The 25,492-nt window shown below is 61.3% G+C and carries 18 protein-coding genes, 1 pseudogene and 1 other annotated feature; of the genes and pseudogenes, 4 read left to right on the top strand and 15 right to left on the bottom strand.

The annotated features are described in order from the left end of the window. Positions 1–57 precede the first annotated feature (57 nt). The 7 genes from lpdA to sdhC all read right to left on the bottom strand — a co-directional run bounded on the left by lpdA (position 58) and on the right by sdhC (position 9,182). A complete protein-coding gene (lpdA, locus tag LRS11_RS17370; protein WP_260494138.1) occupies positions 58–1,494 on the bottom strand; it encodes a dihydrolipoyl dehydrogenase in 1,437 nt (478 codons plus the stop codon). A 67-nt stretch (positions 1,495–1,561) separates the two neighbouring features. Continuing rightward, on the bottom strand, positions 1,562–2,779 hold the full coding sequence (gene odhB, locus LRS11_RS17375; RefSeq protein WP_260494139.1) for a 2-oxoglutarate dehydrogenase complex dihydrolipoyllysine-residue succinyltransferase: 1,218 nt from the start codon (positions 2,777–2,779) through the stop codon (positions 1,562–1,564). Between the two features lie 73 nt (positions 2,780–2,852). Continuing rightward, the gene (locus LRS11_RS17380) at positions 2,853–5,684 is read right to left on the bottom strand and encodes a 2-oxoglutarate dehydrogenase E1 component (RefSeq protein WP_260494140.1); all 2,832 of its coding nucleotides are present in this window, start codon (positions 5,682–5,684) and stop codon (positions 2,853–2,855) included. A gap of 242 nt (positions 5,685–5,926) precedes the next feature. Next, on the bottom strand, positions 5,927–6,646 hold the full coding sequence (locus tag LRS11_RS17385; protein ID WP_173206192.1) for a succinate dehydrogenase iron-sulfur subunit: 720 nt from the start codon (positions 6,644–6,646) through the stop codon (positions 5,927–5,929). A gap of 11 nt (positions 6,647–6,657) precedes the next feature. After that, positions 6,658–8,430, bottom strand: coding sequence for a succinate dehydrogenase flavoprotein subunit (sdhA, locus tag LRS11_RS17390; protein ID WP_260494141.1), 1,773 nt, complete (start codon positions 8,428–8,430; stop codon positions 6,658–6,660). A 3-nt stretch (positions 8,431–8,433) separates the two neighbouring features. Next, positions 8,434–8,802 (bottom strand): succinate dehydrogenase, hydrophobic membrane anchor protein, encoded by a 369-nt coding sequence (gene sdhD, locus LRS11_RS17395; protein WP_173206186.1) that lies wholly within the window; start codon positions 8,800–8,802, stop codon positions 8,434–8,436. Further along, on the bottom strand, positions 8,796–9,182 hold the full coding sequence (sdhC, locus tag LRS11_RS17400; protein WP_173206183.1) for a succinate dehydrogenase, cytochrome b556 subunit: 387 nt from the start codon (positions 9,180–9,182) through the stop codon (positions 8,796–8,798). Before sdhC ends, sdhD begins: the two co-directional genes overlap by 7 nt. A 349-nt stretch (positions 9,183–9,531) precedes the next feature. Between sdhC and gltA the strand changes: the two genes are divergently transcribed. After that, positions 9,532–10,821 carry a citrate synthase gene (gltA, locus tag LRS11_RS17405; RefSeq protein WP_260494142.1) on the top strand — a complete coding sequence of 430 codons (1,290 nt, stop codon included), beginning with the start codon at positions 9,532–9,534 and terminating at the stop codon, positions 10,819–10,821. A 158-nt stretch (positions 10,822–10,979) separates the two neighbouring features. Beyond that, positions 10,980–12,202 (top strand): annotated as a pseudogene (locus LRS11_RS17410) (IS3 family transposase). After that, positions 11,258–11,374 (top strand) — a sequence feature (AL1L pseudoknot). Its footprint overlaps the pseudogene before it by 117 nt. Before the next feature lie 212 nt (positions 12,203–12,414). Here the strand turns inward: LRS11_RS17410 and LRS11_RS17415 are convergent. From LRS11_RS17415 to LRS11_RS17450, 8 genes are all read right to left on the bottom strand, one after another. Beyond that, positions 12,415–13,320 (bottom strand): tetratricopeptide repeat protein, encoded by a 906-nt coding sequence (locus LRS11_RS17415; protein WP_260494143.1) that lies wholly within the window; start codon positions 13,318–13,320, stop codon positions 12,415–12,417. A 27-nt stretch (positions 13,321–13,347) separates the two neighbouring features. Beyond that, the gene (locus tag LRS11_RS17420) at positions 13,348–14,250 is read right to left on the bottom strand and encodes a tetratricopeptide repeat protein (RefSeq protein WP_260494144.1); all 903 of its coding nucleotides are present in this window, start codon (positions 14,248–14,250) and stop codon (positions 13,348–13,350) included. Continuing rightward, positions 14,231–16,450, bottom strand: a complete 2,220-nt coding sequence (locus LRS11_RS17425; protein ID WP_260494145.1) for a phospholipase D-like domain-containing protein — start codon at positions 16,448–16,450, stop codon at positions 14,231–14,233. Before LRS11_RS17425 ends, LRS11_RS17420 begins: the two co-directional genes overlap by 20 nt. 19 nt (positions 16,451–16,469) lie before the next feature. Beyond that, positions 16,470–18,860: a type VI secretion system tip protein VgrG gene (locus LRS11_RS17430; protein WP_260494146.1), complete on the bottom strand. Its 2,391-nt coding sequence runs from the start codon at positions 18,858–18,860 to the stop codon at positions 16,470–16,472. 181 nt (positions 18,861–19,041) lie between these two features. Further along, on the bottom strand, positions 19,042–20,697 hold the full coding sequence (locus tag LRS11_RS17435; RefSeq protein WP_260494147.1) for an AMP-binding protein: 1,656 nt from the start codon (positions 20,695–20,697) through the stop codon (positions 19,042–19,044). A gap of 118 nt (positions 20,698–20,815) precedes the next feature. Next, entirely contained in the window at positions 20,816–21,274 is a 459-nt protein-coding gene (gene sixA / locus LRS11_RS17440; RefSeq protein WP_260494148.1) for a phosphohistidine phosphatase SixA, read from the bottom strand. After that, a complete protein-coding gene (locus tag LRS11_RS17445) occupies positions 21,271–21,618 on the bottom strand; it encodes a DUF4389 domain-containing protein (protein ID WP_182835360.1) in 348 nt (115 codons plus the stop codon). Before LRS11_RS17445 ends, sixA begins: the two co-directional genes overlap by 4 nt. Positions 21,619–21,643: 25 nt before the next feature. After that, positions 21,644–22,666: an NAD(P)H-dependent glycerol-3-phosphate dehydrogenase gene (locus LRS11_RS17450; protein WP_260494149.1), complete on the bottom strand. Its 1,023-nt coding sequence runs from the start codon at positions 22,664–22,666 to the stop codon at positions 21,644–21,646. Positions 22,667–22,923: 257 nt separating this feature from the next. Here LRS11_RS17450 and LRS11_RS17455 point away from each other — a divergent pair, with 257 nt between their 5' ends. Next, positions 22,924–24,804 carry an ATP-binding protein gene (locus tag LRS11_RS17455; protein ID WP_260494150.1) on the top strand — a complete coding sequence of 627 codons (1,881 nt, stop codon included), beginning with the start codon at positions 22,924–22,926 and terminating at the stop codon, positions 24,802–24,804. Positions 24,805–24,971: 167 nt separating this feature from the next. Next, positions 24,972–25,487, top strand: a complete 516-nt coding sequence (fabA, locus tag LRS11_RS17460; protein ID WP_260494151.1) for a 3-hydroxyacyl-[acyl-carrier-protein] dehydratase FabA — start codon at positions 24,972–24,974, stop codon at positions 25,485–25,487. Positions 25,488–25,492 lie beyond the last annotated feature (5 nt).

Genomic DNA, 25,492 nt, shown 5'->3' on the forward strand with positions numbered 1-25,492 from the left:
TTCTTTCCTGCGTTTGAGCGTCTGGCCAAGGCCAGACGCCGCATGCTCTGGTGGTACTTAGCGCTTCTTGCGGTTGGCGATGTGGATGGCGTGGCCATTCACCGCCAGGGCCGCTTCGTGCAGCGCTTCGGACAGAGTCGGGTGCGAGAACACCATCATGCCCAGGTCTTCGGCACTGGTGCCGAATTCCATGCCGATGGCGCCCTGCTGCACCAGTTCGGCGGCGCTTGGGCCGATCACATGCACGCCCAGTACGCGGTCGGTCTTGGCATCGGCGATGACTTTGACCAGGCCGGCGGTGTCGTTGGCAGCCATGGCGCGGCCGCTGGCGGCGAACGGGAAGGTGCCGACGTTGATTTCAACGCCCTCGCCTTTCAGCTGCTGCTCGGTCTTGCCGACCCAGGCGATTTCCGGGTGGGTGTAGATCACCGACGGGATCAGGTCGTAGTTCATCTGGGCTTTGTGGCCCTTGATGCGCTCGGCAACCATCACGCCCTCTTCCGAGGCCTTGTGCGCGAGCATCGCGCCGCGCACCACGTCACCGATGGCGTAGACGCCCGGCACGCTGGTTTCACACTGGTCGTTGACGAAGATGAAACCGCGCTCATCCAGGGTCACGCCGCTATCGGCAGCCAGCAGGTTGGTAGTCACCGGACGACGGCCAACGGCGACGATCAGTTTGTCGAAGGTCAGCTTCTGCTCGCCGGTGGCGTCGGTGAAGGTCACAGTCACCTGCTTCTTCTTCACTTCGCTGCCGGTCACGCGGGCACCCAGACGGATGTCCAGGCCCTGCTTGCCGAGGATTTTCAGCGCTTCTTTACCAATCTGGTCGTCGGCGGCGGCGAGGAACTTGTCCATGGCTTCCAGCACGGTGACTTCGGCGCCCAGGCGAGCCCAGACCGAGCCCAGCTCGAGGCCGATAACACCGGCACCGATCACGCCCAATTTCTTCGGCACGGCCTGGAATTCCAGGGCACCGGTGGAGTCGACGATCACATCCTGGTCGACCGGAGCCGGCGGGATGTCGACCGGCTTGGAGCCGGACGCGAGGATCACGTTCTCGGCTTCGACGATCTCAACCTTGCCGTCAGTCCCGGTAACTTCAACCTTCTTGCCAGCCAGCAGTTTGCCGTGGCCTTCCAGCAGGGTCACACCGTTGGCCTTGAACAGGCCGGCAACGCCGCCAGTCAGGTTCTTGATGATGGTGTTCTTGCGCGCGACCATCGCCGGCACGTCCATGGTGACGCCTTTGACGTCGATACCATGGACTTTGAAGCCTTCGTGGGCCTCGTGATACTTGTAGGAGCTGTCCAGCAGCGCCTTGGATGGAATGCAGCCGACGTTCAGGCAGGTGCCGCCGAGGGCGACCTTGCCGTCCTTGTCCTGATACTTCTCGATGCAGGCGGTCTTCAGACCGAGTTGTGCGGCCTTGATGGCGGCCACGTAGCCCCCAGGGCCGGCACCAATCACTACCACGTCGAATTTCTGGGTCATAACTCATTCCTTCTCGGATAAAACCGGGCAGTCCCTTGTGAGGACTGCCGCGTGCACAGCAGCGGGATCAGATGTCCAGCAGCAGACGAGCCGGGTCTTCCAGCAGGTTCTTGATGGTCACCAGGAAGCTCACCGCTTCCTTGCCGTCGATCAGACGGTGATCGTAGGACAGCGCCAGGTACATCATCGGGCGGATGACTACCTGGCCATTGACGGCCATCGGGCGCTGGAGAATGTTGTGCATGCCGAGGATCGCGGCCTGCGGCGGGTTGACGATCGGGGTCGACATCATCGAACCGAAAGTACCGCCGTTGGTGATGGTGAAGGTGCCACCGGTCATTTCGTCGATCGAAAGTTTGCCGTCACGGGCCTTCTTGCCGAAGGTGGCGATGCCGCCTTCGACTTCGGCCAGGTTCATCAGCTCGGCGTTACGCAGCACCGGAACCACCAGGCCACGGTCGCTGGACACGGCAACGCCGATGTCCTGGTAGCCGTGGTAGACGATGTCGGTGCCGTCGATCGAGGCGTTGACGGCCGGGAAGCGCTTCAGCGCCTCGACGGAAGCCTTGACGAAGAACGACATGAAACCCAGGCGCACGCCGTTGTGGGTCTTCTCGAACAGGTCCTTGTACTTCGAACGCAAGGCCATGACTTCGGTCATGTCGACTTCGTTGAAGGTGGTCAGCATGGCCATGTTCGACTGGGCTTCGACCAGACGCTTGGCCACGGTGGCACGTACACGGGTCATCGGCACGCGCTTCTCGGTGCGATCGCCCCCGGCGAACACCGGTGCTTCGGCAGCCGGAGCGGCCGGCTTGGCAGCCGGGGCCGGAGCGGCTTTCTTGGCGGCAACAGCAGCCACGGCGTCTTCCTTGGTCACACGACCACCTTTGCCGGTGCCGGTGATGCTGTTCGGATCGATACCACCTTCTTCGGCGATCTTGCGCGCGGCCGGCGAAAGGATCGCATCATCATCACCAGCGGCCGGGGCTGCAGCAGAAGCGGCAACCGCAGCGGCAGCAGCCGGTGCAGCGGCTACGGCTGCGCCAGCGGCACCCAGCTTGCCCAGCAGTTCGCCGGAGAGCACGGTGTCACCTTCGTTCTTGACGATTTCGGCGAGTACGCCGTCGGCCTCGGCGAGTACTTCCAACACCACCTTGTCGGTCTCGATGTCGACGATCAGCTCATCACGCTTGACCGCGTCACCCGGCTTCTTGTGCCAGGTAGCCACGGTGCCGTCGGCAACCGATTCCGGGAAGGTTGGGGCTTTGATCTCGATAGCCATTCTGAGTGTTTCCTTAAATTCGTTTTCTTCAAGGAGGCGACGGCCCGTGCCGTCGCCTCGCTACGCGAAGGCGTTAAACAGTAAAGGCGTCCTGCAGCAGTTTTTCCTGCTGCTCGGCGTGCAACGAGGCATAACCGCAAGCCGGCGCAGCCGAGGCTTCGCGACCTGCGTACTCGAGGAACAGGGCCTTCTTGTGCGCAGAGGCAACACGACGCATGTGGTGCTGGCTGCAATACCAGGCGCCCTGGTTCATCGGCTCTTCCTGACACCAGACGATATGCTTGAGGTTCTTGTACGGCGCCAGAACCTCGGCCAGATCGTCTTCCGGGAACGGATAGAGCTGCTCGATGCGCACGATGGCGATCTCTTCGCGCCCTTCGGCACGGCGCTTGGCCAGCAGGTCGTAGTAGACCTTGCCGCTGCACAGCACGAGACGCTCGACCTTCTTCGGATCGATCGTGTCGGTCTCTGGAATGACGGTCTGGAACGAGCCTTCGGCCAGATCTTCCAGGGTCGAGATGGCCAGCGGGTGGCGCAGCAGCGACTTGGGAGTCAGCACTACCAGCGGCTTGCGCAGCGGACGGATCACCTGGCGACGCAGCAGATGGTAGATCTGCGCCGGGGTGGTCGGTACGCAGACCTGCATGTTGTGCTCGGCGCACAGCTGCAGGTAACGCTCCAGGCGTGCAGAGCTGTGTTCCGGACCCTGCCCTTCATAACCGTGCGGCAGCAACATGGTCAGGCCGCACAGACGGCCCCACTTGTGCTCGCCACTGGAAATGAACTGGTCGAACACCACCTGAGCGCCGTTGGCGAAGTCGCCGAACTGCGCTTCCCAGATCACCAGTGCGTTGGGCACGGTGGTCGAGTAGCCGTATTCGAAGGCCAGTACCGCCTCTTCGGAGAGGAAGGAGTCGTACAGGTCGAACTTCGGCTGGCCTTCGAACAGGTTCTGCAGCGGCAGGTAGGTGGTCGCGTCCTTCTGGTTGTGCAGCGCCGCATGGCGGTGCGAGAAGGTGCCGCGGCCAACGTCCTGACCGGTGATGCGCACCGGGTGACCGGCTTGCAGCAGCGTGGCGTAGGCCAGGTTCTCGGCGTAACCCCAGTTGATCGGCATGGCGCCGGCGGTCATCTTGACCCGGTCTTCCAGAACCTTGGCCACCTGGCGCTGCAGAACCAGGCCTTCCGGCAGCTCGAGCAGTTTGCCGGCCAGATCCTGCAGGGTCTTCAGATCGCAGCGGGTGTCGTGACGGGCAGTCCAGGCATGGCCCAGGTACGGGCGCCAGTCGACGAACAGCTCTTTGTTCGGCTCCTTGACCAGGCTCTTGACCACGTGCTGGCCATTGTCCAGCGCATTGCGGTACTCGTCGATTTTGGTCTGCACGCGCTCGAGGTCGAGGCGGCCGCCGTTGATCAGGCTTTCCGCATACAGCTCACGGGTAGTGCGCTGCTTGGCGATCTGCTGGTACATCAGCGGCTGGGTGCCGCTCGGCTCGTCGGCTTCGTTGTGGCCACGACGGCGGTAGCAGACCAGGTCGATGACCACGTCACGCTTGAACTGCATGCGGTAGTCGACGGCCAGCTGGGTGACGAACAGCACGGCTTCCGGATCATCGCCATTCACATGGAAGATCGGCGCCTGGATCATCTTCGCCACGTCGGTGCAGTACTCGGTGGAGCGCGAGTCTTCCGGACGGCTGGTGGTGAAGCCGACCTGGTTGTTGATCACCAGGTGGATGGTGCCGCCAGTCTTGTAGCCGCGGGTCTGCGACATCTGGAAGGTTTCCATGACCACGCCCTGACCGGCAAAAGCCGCGTCACCGTGGATGGAAATCGGCAGTACGCTGTCGCCGTTCGGGTCGCTGCGGCGATCCTGACGGGCACGCACGGAACCCTCGACCACCGGAGAGACGATCTCCAGGTGCGACGGGTTGAACGCCAGTGCCAGGTGCACTTCGCCGCCCGGGGTCATGACGTTGGAGGAGAAACCCTGGTGGTACTTCACGTCACCGGAGGACAGACCATCGACCTTCTTGCCTTCGAACTCGTCGAACAGGTCGCGCGGGTTCTTGCCGAAGGTGTTGACCAGTACGTTGAGACGGCCGCGGTGGGCCATGCCGATGACGATTTCCTTGGTGCCGTAGGAACCGCTGCGCTGGATGATTTCGTCCAGCAGCGGAATCAGGCTCTCACCGCCTTCCAGACCGAAACGCTTGGTGCCCGGGTACTTGGTGCCCAGGTATTTTTCCAGGCCTTCGGCGGCGGTCAGCCGCTCAAGCAGGTGACCCTGCACTTCCACGGAGAATGCCGGGCGGCCGCGCACGCTTTCCAGACGCTGCTGGAACCACTTGCGCTGCTCGGAATCGACGATGTGGGTGAACTCGGCGCCAATGGTGCGGCAATATGTCTGCTGCAACGCCTCGAAGATTTCCCGTAGAGTCGCCTCTTCCTTGCCGATATAAAGCTCACCAGTACGGAAGGTGGTGTCGAGGTCGGCGTTGGTCAGACCATAGTGGTTGACCGCCAGGTCAGCCGGAGCCGGACGCTGCCACAGACCCAACGGGTCGAGCGTCGCAGCCTGATGGCCACGCATGCGGTACGCCTGAATCAGACGCAGGACTTCGACCTGCTTCTTCTCGTGCTCGCTGCTGACACTGCCGGCGGAAACCGGTTGTGCGCGGCGCTGGTTCTTGGCCAGCAGCACGAAATGATCACGGACGGTCGAGTGCGAAACGTCGGTGGCGGCATTGCCGTCAGTCGGCAATTTCTGGAAATAGGTGCGCCACTCTTCTGGCACAGCGTTGGGATCGTGCAGGTAGAGCTCATAGAGCTCTTCCACGTAGGCAGCGTTACCACCGGATAGGTGGGCACTGTCCCACATGCGCTGCATCACGCTTTCTTGCATGCTTGGTCACCCTCGGTAAGGGGACACCACCGGCGTGGAGGCCGTAATTGAGGCTCAAAGTCCTGAAGCAGCGACGGGTAAGCCACTACGGATCCCGCAGATAGTCCGGGCACCAGCCCGGATGCCCCTGCTGGTCATCAAATTCTTTTCAAGTAAGAACCGCGGCTTTGTGAGCTGCGGTTCTGGTTTTACTGCGGCAGCGGAGTTACGCCGCCGCCGCAGGTATTACGGGTAAAACTGAATCAGGTACCGCTCTGCAGCAGCATGTTGCGTACGTGGCCGATTGCCTTGGTCGGATTGAGACCTTTCGGGCAAACGTTCACGCAGTTCATGATGCCGCGGCAACGGAACACGCTGAACGGATCGTCCAGCGAGGCCAGACGCTCTGCGGTCTTGGTGTCACGGCTGTCGGCAAGGAAACGATAAGCCTGCAGCAGTGCAGCGGGACCGAGGAACTTGTCCGGGTTCCACCAGAAGGACGGGCAGCTGGTGGAGCAGCACGCGCACAGGATGCACTCGTACAGACCGTCCAGCTTCTCGCGCTCTTCCGGCGACTGCAGACGCTCGATGGCCGGAGCCGGCGTGTCGTTCTGCAGGAAAGGCTGCACCTTCTCGTATTGCTTGTAGAAGATGCTCATATCGACCACCAGGTCACGAATGACCGGCAGGCCAGGCAGCGGGCGAATCACCAGCTTGTTGCCCTTGACCACGGAGGAGATCGGCGTGACGCAGGCCAGGCCGTTCTTGCCGCTGATGTTCATGCCGTCGGAACCGCACACGCCTTCACGGCAGGAGCGACGGTAGGAGAAGCCTTCGTCCTGTTCCTTGATCAGGGCCAGTACGTCGAGCACCATCAGGTCCTTGCCGTCGATATCGACGGTGAAGTCCTGCATGAACGGCGCGGCATCTTTTTCCGGGTTGTAGCGATAAACGCTGACTTGCAAAGTTTTACCAAGAGACATGATGACCACCCTTAATAAGTACGTACTTTGGGTTCAAAAGCAGGAACGGTCTTCGGCGCGAAGTTCACAGCGCGCTTGGCGACACGTTTCTCACCCGGGAAGTACAGGGAGTGGCACAGCCAGTTCTCATCATCGCGATCCTCGTAGTCTTCGCGGGCATGCGCGCCACGGGACTCGGTACGGGTATCGGCGGCGATGGCAGTGGCTTCGGCCACTTCCAGCAGGTTTTGCAGTTCCAGTGCTTCGATACGCGCAGTGTTGAAGGCCTGGCTCTTGTCCGCGATCTTGACGCTCGCGATCCGCTCACGCAGGTCGGCCAGTTGGGTAATACCCTTTTGCATGTACTCGCCGGTGCGGAATACACCGAAGTAGTTTTGCATGCACTGCTGCAGTTCTTTACGCAGCGGTGCGACATCTTCGCCGGTGCTGCGCTCGTTGACGCCAGCCAGACGCTTGAGCGACTGTTCGATGTCGGTTTCGCTGGCACCGCGGACTTCCACGCCTTCTTTCAGCGCTTTTTCCAGGTGCAGACCAGCGGCACGGCCAAATACCACCAGGTCGAGCAGCGAGTTGCCGCCCAGACGGTTAGCACCGTGTACCGACACGCACGCCACTTCGCCTACGGCGAACAGGCCTTCGATGATTTTGTCGTTGCCGTTGGCATCTTGGGTGATGGCCTGACCATGAATGTTGGTCGGCACGCCGCCCATCATGTAGTGGCAGGTCGGAATCACCGGAACCGGAGCGACGACCGGATCGACGTGAGCGAAAGTCTTCGACAGCTCACAGATACCTGGCAGGCGGCTGTGCAGCACTTCTTCGCCGAGGTGATCGAGCTTCAGCAGCACGTGATCCTTGTCCGGGCCACAGCCGTTGCCGGCGATGACTTCCTTGACCATGGAACGTGCAACCACGTCGCGGCCGGCCAGGTCTTTGGCGTTCGGCGCATAACGCTCCATGAAACGCTCGCCATGGGCGTTGATCAGGTAACCACCCTCGCCACGGCAGCCTTCAGTAACCAGTACACCAGCGCCGGCGATACCGGTCGGGTGGAACTGCCACATCTCGATGTCCTGCACCGGCACGCCGGCACGCAGGGCCATGCCCACGCCGTCACCGGTGTTGATCAGGGCGTTGGTAGTAGAGGCGTAGATACGACCCGCACCGCCAGTGGCCAGAACCACAGCCTTGGAGCGGATGTAAACGGTTTCGCCGGTTTCGATGCAGATGGCAATGGTGCCGACAATGGCGCCATCCTGGTTCTTCACCAGATCGACCGCGTACCACTCGTTGAGGAACGAGGTGCCAGCCTTGAGGTTGGCCTGGTACAGGGTGTGCAGCAGGGCGTGACCGGTACGGTCAGCCGCGGCGCAGGTACGTGCAGCCTGAGTCGGGTTGTTCGGGCCTTTGGACTGACCACCGAACGGACGCTGATAAATGCGGCCTTGTTCGGTACGGGAGAACGGCAGCCCCATGTGCTCCAGCTCAAACACGGCTTCCGGGCCTACGGAACACATGTACTCGATCGCGTCCTGGTCACCGATGTAGTCGGAGCCCTTGACGGTGTCGTACATGTGCCAGCGCCAATCGTCGTTCGGATCGGCCGAAGCGATGGCGCAGGTAATGCCACCCTGGGCGGATACGGTGTGCGAACGAGTCGGGAAAACCTTGGTGACTACAGCGGTCTTGTGGCCGCCCTGAGCCAGTTGCAGCGCGGCACGCATGCCGGCACCGCCACCACCAATAATGATGGCGTCATAGGAAAGAGTACGAATGCTAGACATTAATCAGACACCCCAGAGAATCTGTACGCCCCAGACGAAGAACGCGAACATGGCAATGCCGCAGAACGCCTGGAACAGGAAACGCACGACAGTCGCCCACTTGCCCAGCGCCATTGGCGTCAGGTAGTCAGTGGAGATGGTCCACATGCCGACCCAGGCGTGTACGCCCAGGGCCACCAGGGCCAGCAGACTGAAGATGCGCATCGCCGTGTGAGCGAACAGACCGTGCCATTCGGCGTAGCCGAGGCCCGGATTCACCACGAGGAAGCCGATCAGGAAGAGGAAATAAGCCGCGAGAACAACCGCAGACACGCGCTGGGCCATCCAGTCGTAGAGGCCCGAGCGAGAGAAGTTCGTTACGTTGGTTACCATATCCACACCCCTGCCAGCAGGATCACCACCACGGAAACCACGATGACGATTTTCGAGCCCAGCTTGCCGCCTTCCAGCGACTCGCCGACACCCATGTCCATGATCAGATGGCGTACACCGGCCACCAGGTGATACAGCAGAGCGGACAACAGGCCCCAGACAATCAGCTTGGCCAGCGGACTGGTCAGACACGCCTTGACTTCTGCAAAGCCTTCCTCGGAGCTCAGCGACTTGTCGAGTGCGAACAGCAGCACGGCAAGGCCGACAAAGAGAATGACACCGGAAACACGGTGCAGAATGGACGTATAAGCGGTGATCGGGAGTTTGATAGTCCTGAGATCTAGGTTTACAGGTCGTTGGCTATTCACGGCTTTTTTCACACTAGAGGCCCCTAACAAACAGGGCAAGTTGTCGGGAAGTGCACTGGTCAGGTACCCCTCACCAAGGGAGTGCCAACCGCCAAAACGCAGGCCCTAAAGCCCCTGACGGCCGGGCGCAGAGTATAGACAGTTAGGTAACTAATGACAACGTAAAGACCCTCGCTAAAAGCGGATTGCGCCACCTTAATAAATGGCGTATTAGCGGCACTTATTGCGCCCCAAAACAGGGCTGGAAGCCGTCTGCCATCTGGCTTAGGGCAAATTGACATTAAAATTTATGTCTCTATAGTGTCCCGGGCCCTGCGTGGGGGGCCGTCTGATGATTTCAAGCATAAACAGGAGGCCGAACATGGCTGACAAAAAAGCGCAGTTGATCATCGAGGGCAATGCCCCCGTAGAGCTGCCCGTTCTGACCGGCACCGTTGGTCCCGATGTAGTTGACGTGCGGGGCCTAACCGCCACGGGTCGCTTCACATTTGATCCTGGCTTTATGTCGACCGCCTCTTGCGAGTCGAAAATCACCTATATCGATGGCGACCAGGGCATCCTGCTGCATCGCGGCTACCCGATCGAGCAACTGGCCGAGAAATCCGACTACCTGGAAACCTGCTACCTGCTGCTGAACGGCGAACTGCCGAGCGCAGAGGAAAAGGCCAAGTTCGTCAGCACCATCAAGAACCACACCATGGTTCACGAGCAGTTGAAGAGCTTCTTCAACGGCTTCCGCCGCGATGCCCACCCGATGGCCATCATGTGCGGCGTGGTCGGCGCCCTCTCCGCCTTCTACCACGACTCCCTGGACATCAATAACCCGCAGCATCGTGAAGTATCGGCCATGCGCCTGATCGCCAAGATGCCGACCATCGCTGCCATGGCCTACAAGTACTCCATGGGCCAGCCGATGATGTATCCGCGTAACGACCTGAACTACGCGGAAAACTTCCTGCACATGATGTTCAACACCCCGTGCGAGATCAAACCGATCAGCCCGGTACTGGCCAAGGCGATGGACCGCATCTTCGTCCTGCACGCCGACCATGAGCAGAACGCCTCCACCTCCACCGTACGCCTGGCCGGTTCGTCCGGCGCCAACCCGTTCGCCTGTATCGCTGCCGGCATCGCCGCGCTGTGGGGCCCGGCACACGGCGGCGCCAACGAAGCCGTACTGACCATGCTGGACGAGATCGGCAGCGTCGAGAACATCGACAAGTTCATCGCCAAGGCCAAGGACAAGAACGATCCGTTCAAGCTGATGGGCTTCGGTCACCGCGTTTACAAGAACCGCGACCCGCGCGCCACCGTGATGAAGAAGACCTGCGACGAAGTGCTCGGCGAACTGGGCATCACCAACGACCCGCAGCTGCAACTGGCCATGCGCCTGGAAGAGATCGCCCTGACCGATCCGTACTTCAAGGAACGCAACCTGTACCCGAACGTCGACTTCTACTCGGGGATCATCCTCAAGGCGATCGGCATTCCGACCAGCATGTTCACCGTGATCTTCGCCCTCGCGCGCACCGTCGGCTGGATCTCGCACTGGAAGGAAATGCTCTCCAGCCCGTACAAGATCGGTCGTCCGCGTCAGCTGTACACCGGCTACGCGCAGCGTGACATCGTGCCGCTGGACCAGCGCAAGTAAGCATCGCCGCAACAAGAAAAAAGGCTGCCATCTGGCAGCCTTTTTCGTTTCGGTGTCCCGCCCCAACATCCCAAAACGGTCAAAGCGCGAAACGGCGATCCGGATGTTTGAATCGTACCGGCTTTCGTGGAGGCCCCAACTCTTGAGAAGATGAGGCTATGAAAAAGACCATTACCTACTCCCCTGAAGTCCGTGAACGTGCCGTGCGCATGGTTCTGGAGCACCTGAACGACTATCCGTCCGAGTGGGCGGCCATTGAGGCCATTGCCCCGAAGATTGGCTGTGCAGCGCAAACTCTGCATGGCTGGATTCGTCGCCATCAAACTGATGCCGGTCAGCGTCCTGGGCCGACCACCGAAGAGCGCAAGCGCATCAAGGCCTTGGAGCGAGAGAATCGCGAGCTGCGCAAGGCCAACGAGATCCTGCGCCTGGCCAGTGCGTATTTTGCCCAGGCGGAGCTCGACCGCCGCACCAAGTCCTGAGGGCATTTGTCGATCAGCATCGTGACCGTCTCGGGGTCGAGTCGATCTGCCGCGTCTTGCAGATCGCCCCGTCCGGTTACCGTAGGCACGCGGCCCGACTTCGTAACCCGGCACTGCGCTCCTGCCGTGCACGGCGTGACGACACATTGATCCCGGAAATCCAGCGCGTGTGGGACGCCAACATGCAGTGCTATGGCGCGGTGAAGGTCTAGAGGCAGCTCCGGCGAGAGGGTATCGAGGCAGCCAGATGCACGGTGGAGCGGTTGATGCGTCGGGCTGGATTGCAGGGCATAAGGCGCGGCCAGGTTGTGCGGACAACGGTGGCGGGCGACAAGTCCCACTGCCCGCTGGATCGTGTCCAGCGGCAGTTCCATGCCGACCGCCCCAACCAGCTGTGGGTATCGGACTTCACCTACGTGTCGACCTGGCAGGGCTGGCTGTATGTGGCGTTCGTGATTGACGTTTATGCGCGGCGCATCGTCGGCTGGCGAGTCAGTACCAGCATGAAGACCGACTTCGTGCTGGATGCCCTGGAACAGGCGCTGTATGCCCGTCAGCCGCATCGCACGGGGAGCCTGATCCATCACAGCGACCGTGGCAGCCAGTACGTCTCGATCCGCTACACCGAGCGACTGGCCGAGGCCGGCATCGAGCCCTCGGTGGGTAGCAAGGGTGATAGCTACGACAACGCCTTGGCCGAAACCATCAACGGGCTATACAAAGCCGAGCTGATACACCGCCAATCATGGAAGAGCCGCGAGGCCGTCGAGATGGCAACCTTGAAATGGGTGCACTGGTACAACCACCAACGCTTGCTGAGTTCAATCGGATATATCCCGCCGGCGGAGGCTGAGGCAAACTTCCACCAGCAACAAGCCGGTCAGGCCATGGCGGCCTGACTTAAACGAAACAGCCTCCACAAAAACCGGTGCGATTCAACCAGGCATCGGCGGCGGCGTCCAATGGCGGGTTATGGTCTTTTTCGTAGGCGTGAATGCCGGATAAGCCATGGCAGGCACTCCACCCAGACACAGCAAAAGAAAGAAAAGGCTTCGCACCAAGGCTTTAATCGGCGGCAGTTGCATAGGGCGTCCCAGCATCCCCAAACGGGTCAAAGCGCGAAACGGCGATCCGGATGCTCGGCATCGAGGCCCTGCTCTGGATGAGGAGGAAGAGGATGTTCCTTGGCCAAATTGGGGAAACGCAGATCCGGGTTTTCATCAACTTGATACATGTGCGCCTTGTAAAAGTCGGCGAGCTGCTTGTCGGATTTGTAGCCCCTAGTAAAAGCAGGTCCCGATTCTGGACTGAAGACTTCATAAAGCTCCATGAACCCTGCTGTGCTCCCAAGCGAAGCGGCCCGCTGGTAGTAGAAAAGGGCTCTCGGTTGATTGTGCTTGCGGATTTCATAGAACTGCGCGGCTTCGATGATTGCTTCTGGCACGTCTTGGGCGCCCGCACATTGGAAATACTGCTCAGCCATCGGATCATCCTGTTTCTCCCGCGGCAGAGAAAAAGCAAAGTAATTACCTAGTGCGACCTGGGCCTGCGGACTGCCCAGCTGCGCTGCCTGGAACATATAGGAACTGGCCATGCGATCGTCGCGCAGCATGCCTTTACCGCGCTCGGCAGCGACCGCCCAGTTGTAGTAGCCCAGCGGCACCTTGAGTTCGACCATTTGCTCGTAAAGGTCGAGCATTTTCTGGGTGTCTTTCTCCACCCCTGGCCTGCCCGGCCAGCCTGTTCGGTATAGGCGTGCCAGGTTGTGCATGGCCTTCCAGTGATTTTTGCCGATGGCCTTTTCATAGAGCTCGACAACGCGAGGCCAGTCTCGAAGATCTTTCTCCAGGCTCCTGGCTTCCTGAAACCATGTATCGGCCTCTGCATCCAGCGGCGGGTTATGGTCTTTTTCGTGAGCGCAGGTGAATTCTGGGTAAGCCATGGCAGGCACCCCACCCAGGAACAGCAAAAGAAAGAAAAGGCCTCGCATCAGGACTTTAATCGGCAGTAGTTGCATAGAGCGTCCCACCATCCCCACACCGGGTCAAAGCGCGAAACGACGATCCGGATGCTCGGCATCAAGGCCCTGCTCCGGATGAGGCGGCAGAGGGTGTTCCTTGGCCAGATCGGGGAAGCGCAGATCCGGGTTATTGCGTACTTGCGCATAGAATTTTTCGTAGACGTCATGCAGTTCATTGTTGGCTTTGTAGCCAAGCGTGAAGCCTGGTGAACTGTCTGGGTTGAACACGCTGCTCAATGTGCTGACTGCGGAGGCGTCACCGAATGACGCTGCACGCTGGTAGTAGAACAAAGCGCGTGGATAGTTCCTCTTGGCCGTGTCATAGAACCCAGCCACTTCTAGGAGCGCCTCAGGATTATCTTGGGCGCCGGCGCAGCGAAAGTAGGCCTCAGCCATTACATCGTCTTGTTTCTCGCTAGGTAATGCGAAGGCGAAAAAGTTGCCAAGGGCAACCTGGGCTTGGGGGCTGCCTAGCTGCGCCGCCTGGAACATATAGGAACTGGCCATGCGATCGTCGCGCAGCATGCCTTTACCGCGCTCGGCAGCGACGGCCCAGTTGTAGTAACCCAGCGGCACTTTGAGCTCAACCATTTGCTCGTAAAGGTCGAGCATTTTCTGGGTGTCTTTCTCCACCCCCGGCCTGCCCGGCCAGCCTGTTCGGTATAGGCGTGCCAGGTTGTGCATGGCCTTCCAGTGATCCTTGGCGATGGCCTTTTCATAGAGCTCGACAACTCGGGGCCAGTCGCGGAGATCTTTCTCCAGACTTCTGGCTTCCTGAAACCAGGTATCGGCCTCGGAATCCAGCGGCGGGTTATGGTCTTTTTCGTAGACACAGGTGAATGTGGGATAGGCCATGGCCGGTACTCCATGTATGGCAGCGAGGATGAAGAAGACTGTCGTTAGCGTTTTAATCAGCCGCAGTCGCATAAGGCGTCTCCACATCCCAGAAACGGGTCAGATGTGCAACTAGGGGTCTATTTTTGCTCCTTTCCTTCCAGTTCTTGTCCATTACCTTGTTCCAGTTCTCGAAGTTTCGCAGGGCATCGCATAGACCTTGCCCGTCATTGAAATTGGCCTTGGTATGGAGCCCCCAAAGCTCTTCACGAAAATATCTGGCCAGCTTGGGATCAGGCGAGCACACGCCAAGTTCCGAATCACTATGCATGCTACGGGCATTGATATTGGCGGAGCTGACCAGGCTGAACACGTCGTCCACCACCAGTAGCTTGGAGTGGATATAGATATCGCGGAAACGTGCCTGCTGGCCTTGCGGCAGTTGGCTTCCCGGTTCCGGTGAGCAGGCGGTAAGGGTTCCGATCACGACTTTCAGCCCCGGAAGCTCCTCAAGCTCATAGGGTTTGGCATCCTCGTCTTCGCCCTCTTTCGGTTTGGCCAGTTCTGGAATGTCGGTTTCTTTCAATCCACCCAGGCGCTCCTCCACTTCGGGGGTGACGCCCTGGGCCTCCAGCTCAGCGATCTCGCGTTCCAACTGAGGAATACGCGCCTGTGCATCGGTGCGGCCGCTGGTGTCGGCCTTAAGGGCAGCCAGGCGCCGGCGTTTGCGTATCAGTTTTTCGGCCAGGTCGCGCTGGGCCTGGGGCATCAGCTGCTCCTGGCCGAGCTCCTGCATCATGCTGTAGGTGGAGCTGGAGTAGAAACCGCCATTGGGATTGTTGGTGGCTACGAACAGGTAGAGATCATCCTTGCGCCCGCGCTCCTTGTAAGCGGTTGCCAGAGTGCGCAGCTGCCGGGCGAACTGCGGGTAGCGAAAGTACTGGTTCTCCATGTAGATGTAATTGCGCGCGTTACCGATGGCCTTGTGATAGGCCTCGAGAATCGAGGTTTCGCCATTCTCTTGCGGCTGGGTACGGATAATCTGCGCCATGTTGGCGCCTTGCGGTGCGAACACATCCGGACGGATGGCTTTGCGCTGCTCCTTCAGACCGTCGCTGAACCAACGCTTGATCCAGAAGGTTTCCCTATCCCAGGCACTGCTGAAGTTGTCGTTCAGATCATGCAGCAACGGCCCGCGAACCCGGGTGGAGATATCCTGCCAGGGGCCGAAGCCTGGAGTGCGTTGGGCGGCACGGTCATCGAACAGGTGGGCATTGGTGTCCCAGTAGTTGCGATGCATGTTGTGACCCATGACAAAGCCGACAGCGCTGGCTGGGTCTTCGTAGTCCACCAGTACCATCTTCTGGTGGTGGCTGGCGAAGAAAGTCAGGGCCAAAATCTGCTTGTAGTTGAGGTCCGGAGCCTCGCCTGATAGCAGTCGCGTAAGGATGCTGAAGCGATCCGATTCCAGGCGGAAGGCTGCGCCGCCAAAGAGGGGAATCAGGTCTTCGACGAAGCTGAAGTCGCGGGTACGAAACTCGACGTTCTGCATCCAGCCCTTGTGTACGCGACGAAACCAGTTGCGGGTGAATTCCTGGTCCTGCGGGTCGAGCTTGGGGCCGCCGGATCCTGACATGCCGCCATAACCCGTAGTGGCTTCGGTGACTTCTTCGATACGCTTGTCGATGGCCCTGTTTTCCCCCTCCAGCTGCGCGATACGCCCCTGGGTATCGCGCTCCATGGCGGAGTCGTAACTGGACAACTCACCCCGTTGGCGGCGTTGCCGAGAGCTCTCCAGCGTGGCCTGGAGGCGATCGATGGTGGCCTGGTTGTGCTGGTGCTGCATCTGCAGCCGGGTTATTTCCTCCGGCTGTTTGGCCGGCCTTCCTGATGTCACCCCCGAGCCAGCTGCCGTACCTCCTGAGCCCATCAGGCCATCACCGATCACAGTGTTTTCCATGATGTTGGCCAGCGGGTTCTTCCAGATCAGGACCCGACTCTTGACGCCAGAGCGGCCACGTAGATCCAGCAGTTCGCCGATGCGATCGCCGCCGGGTTTGAAACGCATGGCCGGGTCGAAGCCCCAGCAAATGATCTCGACGCTTTTCTGCGCGGATTGGATGGCGTCATGCACGGCCCCGAAGGCAGCCTCGCCGTTGATCAGTGGAGTGATCTCGATGCCGGCGCGTGGCGGATAGAGTGCCTTGCGCGCGAACCAGTCCATGGTCGTGTTGCCGTCTTTGTATTGCTTGATATTGAGCTTCAGGGCCTGAGAGCTGTAGTCCGTGGTCATGTTGCTTCCTTGCGTGTACTCACGCCTTTGTTTCACCCGTAGGGTTCCAAGAGGCTAGGCGATAGTCTTCTGCCGACTGCAGCGGCTCCAGTTGTTCGACCTGGGCCTGATAGTCGCGGTAGCCGCGGCGGGCGAGATTTTCTCCCAGTGGTGCGTCGGTCTCTTCCGGCTCTTCGCTGACATCGACGTCGAAGCGGTGACCGTTGACCAGCTCGACCGAGTACTGGCGAGTACCTGGCAGGTGATCGAAGACCAGCAGGCCATCCTTGCCGGTCAAACCTTCCTGGATCTGGCGGCCATCGGCGTACAGGGTGTACGGCTCGTCTTTGTATCCCCGATATCCCGGTATGGGGCTGATCAGCAGGCTCAGTTTGTGGATGACCTCCGGGGCGGGTTGCGATAGGGCCTGCTTGAGCAACTGCCCGGCTTTGTCGGCTGCCGCTGGTAGCGGAATCATCGGCAGCATGCTGGTGTTTCCGCTACCTGATCCCGGCCCGCCACCAGAATTGATCTTCACGGTCGCCCCGCTCAGAGTCACGCCACTGGGATCGAGCTTGAGCCAGCTGCCGCCGCCCTTGGCGGTGAGCTCCATGCCGGCCTCGATCACCACTTTGCTGCCGGCGTGGTAGTGGATTTCGTTGCCGGTCTCGGTGAACTGGGCCGTGCCAAGTTTGATGTGCTGAGTGCTTGCTACTGTGAGGTGGTCATTGCTGCGTGCCTCGACCTTGCGGTCGGAGTGAGTGGTGCGGTGTTCCTCGGCTTTCAGCTCGGTGTAGCTGTTGGCCTCGACCGTGTCGTGACGTTCGTGGCCGATGCGGATCTTCTGGTCGTTTTCGACGTTTTCGTCCCAGTCTTTCTGGGCGTGCAGGTAGATCTGTTCCTGGCCTTTGCGGTCTTCGATGCGCAATTCGTTGTAGCCGCCACCACCAGGCGAGCTGAGGGTCTTGAACACGCTGCGGGTTTTGTTCGCGGGTAGGTCATAGGGCACCACGTGCTCGGCGTGGTACAGGCAGCCGGTGACCAGGGGTTGGTCGGGATCGCCTTCGAGGAAGCTGACCAGTACCTCCATGCCAACCCGCGGGATGGCGATGCCGCCGTAGCGGTCGCCGGCCCAGCTGCTGGCCACGCGCAGCCAGCAGCTGGTCTTGTCGTCGGCCTGTCCTTCGCGGTCCCAGTGGAACTGTACTTTCACCCGACCGTACTGGTCGCAGTGAATTTCCTCGCCTTTGGGACCGGTGACCACGGCCGTCTGGCTACCGAGGACTTTGGGCTTGGCATGTTGCAGGGCCGGGCGGAATGGATCGGCCCAGGGCGTGGCATGGAAGCGGTTGCGGTAGCCTTGGTGGAAGTCGGAGTCGCCTGACGAGCCCTCTCCCCCGGCCCCTCTCCCATGAATGGGAGAGGGGAGAAAGCCGGCGCCGAAGTCGGTGACGGACTCTTCCAGCACCTGGGGCTGCTTGCCTTCGTGCCAGACCTCGCGCAGCAGCCACAGGTCGTTCAAGGGTGCGCTGGGGTGCTGCTGCAGGCTGAGGAAGTGGCCGCAGGCCAGGGATGCATCGCTCTTGCCTTCGGCCTGGGTGTAGTCGCTGCGCAGGCGTTCCAGGGCGCGCTTGGCCAGGTGTTTGCCGCGTTCGCGCTCAGTGAAGCGGCCGGGAAAATCGTAGACCTCCAGGCTCGGCTGGAAAGCGCTGTTCTGCGTGGCTTGCAGGGTTAGGCGCGGCTTCTCGAAATCGTAATCGCGGTAGCTGGCCTGGGTGCTGCGCGTGGCCAATCGCACGTTGAACGCGCGTACCACTGCCTGCTCGGCGGCCAGGCCGCTGTCCTGCTGGTAGTTGAGCGCCAGCAGCTTGCGGAACACCGTCTGGTCGTCACCGAACACCAGCGCATGGGCATTTTCGCTGTGCTGGAAGTGAAAGCTGATGCCCTCCTCTTCGCACAGGCGCTGGATGAAATGCAGGTCGGATTCGTCGTACTGGGTGCAGTAGTCGCGCGGCGGATAGACGCTGCCAACCTGGAACTTGTAGGCGCCCTGTTGGATGCCGTGCTCCTCGAGCAGTTGCGCGATAATCTGCGGCACGCTCAGTTGCTGGAAGATGCGCTGGTTATGGCGGTGTTGCAGGTAGGCCAGCTGCGGTTGCAGGCTGATGCGGTAGCGGGTCAGGCGCTTGCCGGAGTCACCCTGTTCGATGGCGTAGACCAGCCCATGCACGCCGCCATCGGGGCCGAAGGCGAGAAAGGCCGGCTGATTGAGCAGCGCTTGCAGATCCAGCTGCGGGTCCTGGCTGACCAAGTCGATGCTGAACTCATACGGCTGGTTGAGCGCCTCGCGGCCCTCGAACGCCAGTACCTGCAGGTCGCTGGCGACACCCTGAATGCTCAGGGAAATATGCGTTTGATTGGCATCCCTCACGCCTTAACCTCCTTCCTGGAGTTTGCAGAAGGCGCAAGGGTGCCCAAGCGGATGCACAGCTTCAATCGCCGGATTGCCGAATCATGGCCCCGGTCAAAGAAATCGACTAATTAACTGTGCCAGACCCGCTGCAATGGGCGCGAGACAGCCGCGCGCATTGCAGCAGGACGCCCGCCGGCAGCTATTCCTGCCAGACCACCTCGCCGGAACGACTGCCCCAGGCGTGGAAATGCGGACTGTAAGCGCCCTCGACCGAGGCCCGCTTGATCTTCAGGGTCGGCGTCAGGAAGCCGTTCTCCACCGCCCAGACTTCCGGCACCAGCACCAGCACGTTGAGCTTCTCGTGCTTATCCAGCGCCTGGTTGGTTTCCTCCAGCAAGCGCTTGAGGCTGCCTTCCAGCTGCTCGCGCGGCTCCTTGCGCCCGGCCTCGGACAGCACGCACAGCGCCAGCGGCTGCGGCAGGCCATCGCCAACCACGCAGACCTGCTCGATATGCGAGTGCACCGCCAGGAGGTTCTCGATCGGCGCCGGGGCCACGTACTTGCCCTTGCTGGTCTTGAAGATTTCCTTGATCCGCCCGGTCAGGCGCAGGTTGCCATCGGCATCCTGCTCGCCCTTGTCGCCGGTACGCAGGAAGCCGTCCTCGGTCATGGCTTCGGCAGTCTTGCCTGGTTCCTTGAAATAGCCCTGCATGGTCGAGCCGCTGCGCACCAGCACTTCGCCCTCCTCGCTGATGCGCACTTCCACGCCAGGGTTGTTCTGGCCGATCCAGCCCTGCTTGAACTTGCCGGGACGGCAGACGTGCGAGTAACCGCAGTTTTCGGTCATGCCATAGACCTCCTGCAGCTCCAGGCCCAGGCGGCGGTACCAGTTGAGCAGCGCCTCGGGCACCGGCGCCGCGCCGGACAGGCCATAGCGCACGGCATCCAGGCCCAGGCCGCGCAGCACCTTGCGCCCGAACAAACGCCCGAGCAGCGGCAGGGACAAGAGGAAATCCAGCTTGCTGGCGGACATCTTCGAGTACACGCCCATCTGGAACTTGGTCCAGATCCGCGGCACGCCGAAGAACACCGTGGGCCTGGCGCGACGCAGGTCGGCGAGGAAGGTATCCAGGCTCTCGGCGAAGTACACCGTCAGGCCGCTGTACAGCGAATTGAGCTCGACGAACATGCGCTCGGCCACGTGGCACAGCGGCAGGTAGGAGAGCACCCGATCATTATCGGAAACACCGAACAACTCAGTGGCATGACTGGCGGTGAAACCGAAGTTGCCGAAGTTGTGCATCACGCCCTTGGGCATGCCGGTGGTGCCGGAGGTGTAGATGATGGTGGCCAACTGGTCGGCCGCAGGGCGCGGAGTGTCCTGGATCGGCGCGCTGGCCTGCAGATCCTGCCAGGTGCGGTCGAAGCGGCCGTGCGGGTGCAACGGCAGGCACACGGTGATGACGCCCTCGGGCACGCCGGGCGCCATGGCCGGCCAGTCATCCAGCTTGCCGATAAAGGCCACGCGGGCCTCGGCATGCTCCAGCACCTGGCGCACGGAGTCACCGGTGAGGTTGGGATACAGCGGCACCGAGACATGCCCGGCCATCCAGATCGCCAGGTCGGTGACGATCCAGTGTGCGCAGTTCTTCGAGATGATGGCGACCCGGCTGCCCGGCGCCAATTCCAGGCTGCGCAGCCAACTGGCGGCGCGCCGCGCCTGCTCGCCGACCTCGGACCAGATCAGCTCCTCGACCTGGCCATTGCCCTGGGGCTGGATCAGGTACGTCTTGTTCGGGTGACGCGACTCGCGCTCGAAAAATACCTCGAGCGGTAAACGGACTGCACTGGCCACGGGGCCTCCTTGTTTTTTCTTATTGTCACAGGGAGCAACCAAGCACTTGCTTGGTTGAATATTCCACGCGTCAGGAGGGGCGGCAAGTGAAGAAATGTTACAGGAGCGCAGAGCCGCTCTAGTGCGGGTGATGCAGCGACTCTAGAGTCAGCACGCCGGCCAGCAGGTGTTCGCCGGAGAGGCACACCAGACTGGCGGTATGCAGGATGACCGGCTGTTGCAGGTGGCCATGCACCAGCAATCCGGCCAGGGAGCCGAGCAAGGGGTTGTGGCTGACGATCAGGTATTCGTCGCCAGCGTCGGCATCCAGTTGCTGCAGCACGGCGCGTGGATCGTCGTCCGGCGTCAGCCAGTCGAGGGTGGTCAGCGGCAGTTGCAAGCCGAGGGTTTCACGTACCAGTTCGGCCGTCTGCTGGGCGCGCCGATACGGACTGACGAGGATTTTCGTCAGCGCCACGCCACGCAAATGTTTGGCCGCATGGCGGACTTCCTTGCGCCCGTGCTCGGTCAGGGCGCGCTCGGCATCGTTGCGCGCCCTGTGCTCGGCCTCACCGTGGCGCAACAGCCATAGCCTCACAGCTTGGGCTCTTCGTCCACCACAGGATGAGCGGCCGGCGGGATGCTGTGCGGCTCGTTGTCTTGCGGCGCGCGCGGGGTCGGCCAGTCGGCGAACGGCCAGGGTTTCTCTTCAGTATTGAAGGTGCCGAAGCGGCCGATCTGCTGCAGGTACTGGCTGAGGCTGTCGCCAAAACCCTGCAGGCCACCGTTGGGTGCGCCGTAGAACAGGCGGTAGCCCAGCTGCAGCAGCACCACCCCACCGAGGATGATTTCCGCCAGCTGCCAGACGATGGTAAAGATCACCATCCACAGAATGCGCAGCAGGATGGATTCACGCTCCAGTTCTTTGCTCGGTTCGCTCATGTCGCTCTCCCAATCTCGCTAGGTTTCAGAAACCACTGGTGGAAATGAAATCGACGTCGGTCTTCGGCTCTGCACGCATCAGCGCCTCGATCACCTGGGCCAGGGTACGCCCCTCGAAGAGGATGGCATGCAAACCCGTGACCAGGGGCATGTAAATCTGCAGTTCCTCGGCCTTGGCCTTGAGCACCTTGATGGTGTTGACCCCTTCCGCCACTTCGCCGAGCCGGGCCACGGCATCTTCCAGGCTGAGACCTTCGCCCAGGGCGAAACCGACCTGATAGTTGCGGCTCTTGGGCGATGAGCAGGTGACGATCAGGTCGCCGACCCCGGCCAGGCCGAGGAAGGTCATGGGGTTGGCGCCCAGCTTGACCGCGAAACGGGTCATTTCCGCCAGCGCGCGAGTGATCAGCATGCTCTTGGTGTTCTCGCCCATGCCCATCGCCACGGCCATGCCGGCGATGATCGCGTAAACGTTCTTCAGCGCCCCGCCCAGCTCCACGCCGAAACGGTCGCGGCTGGCGTAGACGCGGAAGGTGCGCCCGTGCAGAGCTTCCTGCACGCACAGGCAGAGTTGTTCGTCCTCACTGGCGATTACCGTGGCGGTCAGCGCCTGCTCGGCCACTTCGCGCGCCAGGTTGGGCCCGGACAGCACGCCAATGCGCGCCTGCGGGGCCACTTCCTCGAGGATCTGGCTCATCAGCTTGAAGCTCTGCGCCTCGATGCCCTTGGTGGTGCTGACCAGCAGCTTGCCAGCCAGCGCGCCCGCTACCGGCTGCAGGGCCTGGCGCAACGCCGAGGATGGCAAGGCGACGAATACCAGCTCGCAGGCGGCCAGGGTCTCGGCCAGGTCCGTTACCGGCTCGACGCCCGGGTGCAGCTTGATGCCCTTGAGGTAGCGCGGGTTCTCACGCTGGCTGCGCATTGCGGCGGCCTGCTCCGGATCACGCATCCACTGGCGGACGCGCTGGCCGTTCTGCGCCAGCAGGTTGGCGATGGCGGTGCCAAAGCTGCCGCCACCCAATACGGCGACTGGTTGTTGCTCGGTCATGATCGATCCAATCAGAGCCATCGAGATGGCGAATGGGCGGCATTATTGCGGAGCATCCGCCGACCGACCAGCCCTCAGAGCGCTTGCGCGCAGCGACAGACTGGCAAATACGCGTTTGTCGATTAACATGCGGGGCATTCCGCCCTATAGCAAGGCCGTTGCGTGCACCCGAACCTGTCCTTCCGCAGTCCACCCTACTCCCGCCAGCTGGCTCTGCCGCTGCAGGTCCTGCACCTGTTGGCCGGAGCTGGACGCCCATGATCTTCGGCCGTAACTGGACTATTCATAGTCGCACCCAGCTGATCAGCGTCGGCCCCGCCCTGCTGCTGACCGTGCTACTGATCAGCTTCTTCACCTATGAACGCTTGCAGGACCTGCGCCAGGAACTCAACCGCACTGGCCAGCTGATCGCCAACCAGCTGGCCCCAGCGGCCGAGTACGGGGTCATTTCCGGCAACCTGGAGGTGCTCGACAACCTGCTGAGTTCCACGCTGACGACCTCGCACGTACGCTTTCTCGAAGTGCGCGACCGTGAAGAGAACATCCTGGTCTATGTCGAGCAGCCGAATCACCCGGGCAGCACCTCGGTGGAGGTTTTCCATGCCCCCATCCACCTGCAGCAAGCCGGCCAGCCGGGTATTCGCGACAAACTCAGCGACGACTACCTGGGGCGTGTGGTGGTCGGCATGTCCGGCGAGGCATTCACCAGCCGTCAGCAGGCCATCCTGTTCAAGGCGGCCGTGCTGGGTCTGCTCGCCCTGCTCCTGACTTTCCTCCTGGCGCGCCAGCTGGCACGGCGTCTGGCCCAGCCGATCAGCGACATGGGGCAAGCCCTGCAAGCCCTGCAGAGCGGCAACTACCAGCCGCCGCTGGCGGAAACCGCCACCGGCGAGCTGGGCGATCTGGCCCGGCATATCAACAAGCTGGCGCTCAGCCTGGCCGACGCCAGCCATGAGCAGCAACTGGCCATGACCCAGCTGATCAAGACCCGCGAAGAGGCCGAGCAAGCCAACCGGGCCAAATCGGACTTCCTGGCCATGATGAGCCACGAGCTGCGTACCCCCATGAACGGTGTGCTGGGCATGCTGCAGCTGCTGGAAACCACCGAAATGACCCAGGAGCAGGACGAATACGCCGCCCTGGCCACCGAGTCGACCGAGCATCTGCTCAAGGTGATCAACGACATCCTCGACTTCTCCCGCATCGAGCGCGGTGCCCTGGAGCTGGAGCGTATTCCGTTCAACCTGCTGGAGCTGCTGCAGGGCTCGATCCAGGTGTTCCAGCACAGCGCGCAGCAACATGGTCTGCACCTGACCCTGGAGAACCAGCCGGGTCTGGAACAGTTCGAGGTGCAGGGCGACCCGACGCGGATCCGCCAGATCCTGGTCAACCTGCTGGGCAATGCGTTGAAGTTCACAGAAGACGGCGGCATTCGCATCGCAACCCACTGGCAGCCGCTGGATAACGAAGTGCTGTGGTTCACCTGTGCCGTGCATGACAGCGGCATCGGCATCGCACCGCAGCGTCTGGAACGCATGTTCGACGCCTTCCAGCAGGCCGACTCGTCGATTTCCCGGCGTTATGGCGGCACCGGCCTCGGCTTGTCGATCGCTCGCACCCTGGCCGAACGCATGGGGGGCACCCTGCATGCACGCAGCACGGAGGGCCAGGGTTCGGTGTTCACCCTGGAAATCCCCCTGCCGTTCAGCCTGCGTCTACACCCAGAGGAATCGGACAACCAGCCACTCAACCACTATGGCGAAGGCCAGGAAGTACTGCTGGTAGAGGACAACCCGGTCAACCAGACGGTGATCGAAGCCATGCTGCGCAGCCTCGGCTATCGGGTCAGCCTGGTCAGCGATGGCGTCCAGGCAGTGCACAGTGCCAGCCAGCATCACTATGCGGCCATCCTGATGGATTGCCGGTTGCCGGTCATGGATGGTTACGAAGCCACCCGCCAGATTCGCCAGCTACACACGTACAGTAAGACCCCGATCATCGCCCTCACGGCCAATGCCTTGCAGGGCGATCGCGAAGCCTGCCTGCAGGCCGGGATGAACGATTACCTGGCCAAACCGTTCAAGCGCGCCGATCTCGAGCGCATATTGCTGCGCTGGCTCAGTAAACGGGGCCACTGAGGGTGCTAAAGTCAGAGCTAGAGTGGTCTTGCACGGCTCGAGGATACAAGTGTTCACCGCGGACTGTGACTTTCACCACAACGCAACAGTCTATGACTACGCTGCCGCCAGACGGCAATCAGGATGTAACACATAGCCCCGTGCGGCGGGGCCATTGAGGAGCTCGCATGACCAAGCAAAACGCCTTTACCCGGGAAGATCTGCTGCGCTGCAGCCGCGGCGAGCTGTTCGGCCCGGGTAACGCGCAACTGCCCGCCCCGAACATGCTGATGATCGACCGCATCGCCCACATCAGCGAAACCGGCGGCAAGTATGGCAAAGGCGAAATCGTCGCCGAGCTCGATATCAATCCGGACCTGTGGTTCTTCGGTTGCCACTTCGAAGGTGACCCGGTGATGCCAGGTTGCCTGGGCCTCGACGCCATGTGGCAGCTGGTCGGCTTCTACCTCGGCTGGCAGGGCAACCCCGGCCGCGGCCGCGCCCTGGGTTCGGGTGAAGTGAAGTTCTTCGGCCAGGTGCTGCCCACCGCCAAGAAAGTCACCTACAACATCCATATCAAACGCACCATCAACCGCTCGCTGATCCTCGGCATCGCCGACGGCACCGTCAGCGTCGATGGCCGCGAGATCTACAGTGCCGAAGGCCTGCGTGTTGGCCTGTTCACCTCTACCGACAGTTTCTAAAGGAT

It is taken from the genome of Pseudomonas sp. J452 (genome assembly GCF_024666525.1).
Classification (GTDB): domain Bacteria; phylum Pseudomonadota; class Gammaproteobacteria; order Pseudomonadales; family Pseudomonadaceae; genus Aquipseudomonas.

Coding starts and splice junctions, on each gene's coding strand:
- lpdA (WP_260494138.1), bottom strand. CDS start 1,494: ATGACCCAGAAATTCGACGTGGTAGTGATTGGTGCCGGCCCTGGGGGC.
- odhB (WP_260494139.1), bottom strand. CDS start 2,779: ATGGCTATCGAGATCAAAGCCCCAACCTTCCCGGAATCGGTTGCCGAC.
- LRS11_RS17380 (WP_260494140.1), bottom strand. CDS start 5,684: ATGCAAGAAAGCGTGATGCAGCGCATGTGGGACAGTGCCCACCTATCC.
- LRS11_RS17385 (WP_173206192.1), bottom strand. CDS start 6,646: ATGTCTCTTGGTAAAACTTTGCAAGTCAGCGTTTATCGCTACAACCCG.
- sdhA (WP_260494141.1), bottom strand. CDS start 8,430: ATGTCTAGCATTCGTACTCTTTCCTATGACGCCATCATTATTGGTGGT.
- sdhD (WP_173206186.1), bottom strand. CDS start 8,802: ATGGTAACCAACGTAACGAACTTCTCTCGCTCGGGCCTCTACGACTGG.
- gltA (WP_260494142.1), top strand. CDS start 9,532: ATGGCTGACAAAAAAGCGCAGTTGATCATCGAGGGCAATGCCCCCGTA.
- LRS11_RS17415 (WP_260494143.1), bottom strand. CDS start 13,320: ATGCAACTACTGCCGATTAAAGTCCTGATGCGAGGCCTTTTCTTTCTT.
- LRS11_RS17420 (WP_260494144.1), bottom strand. CDS start 14,250: ATGCGACTGCGGCTGATTAAAACGCTAACGACAGTCTTCTTCATCCTC.
- LRS11_RS17425 (WP_260494145.1), bottom strand. CDS start 16,450: ATGACCACGGACTACAGCTCTCAGGCCCTGAAGCTCAATATCAAGCAA.
- LRS11_RS17445 (WP_182835360.1), bottom strand. CDS start 21,618: ATGAGCGAACCGAGCAAAGAACTGGAGCGTGAATCCATCCTGCTGCGC.
- LRS11_RS17450 (WP_260494149.1), bottom strand. CDS start 22,666: ATGACCGAGCAACAACCAGTCGCCGTATTGGGTGGCGGCAGCTTTGGC.
- LRS11_RS17455 (WP_260494150.1), top strand. CDS start 22,924: ATGATCTTCGGCCGTAACTGGACTATTCATAGTCGCACCCAGCTGATC.
- fabA (WP_260494151.1), top strand. CDS start 24,972: ATGACCAAGCAAAACGCCTTTACCCGGGAAGATCTGCTGCGCTGCAGC.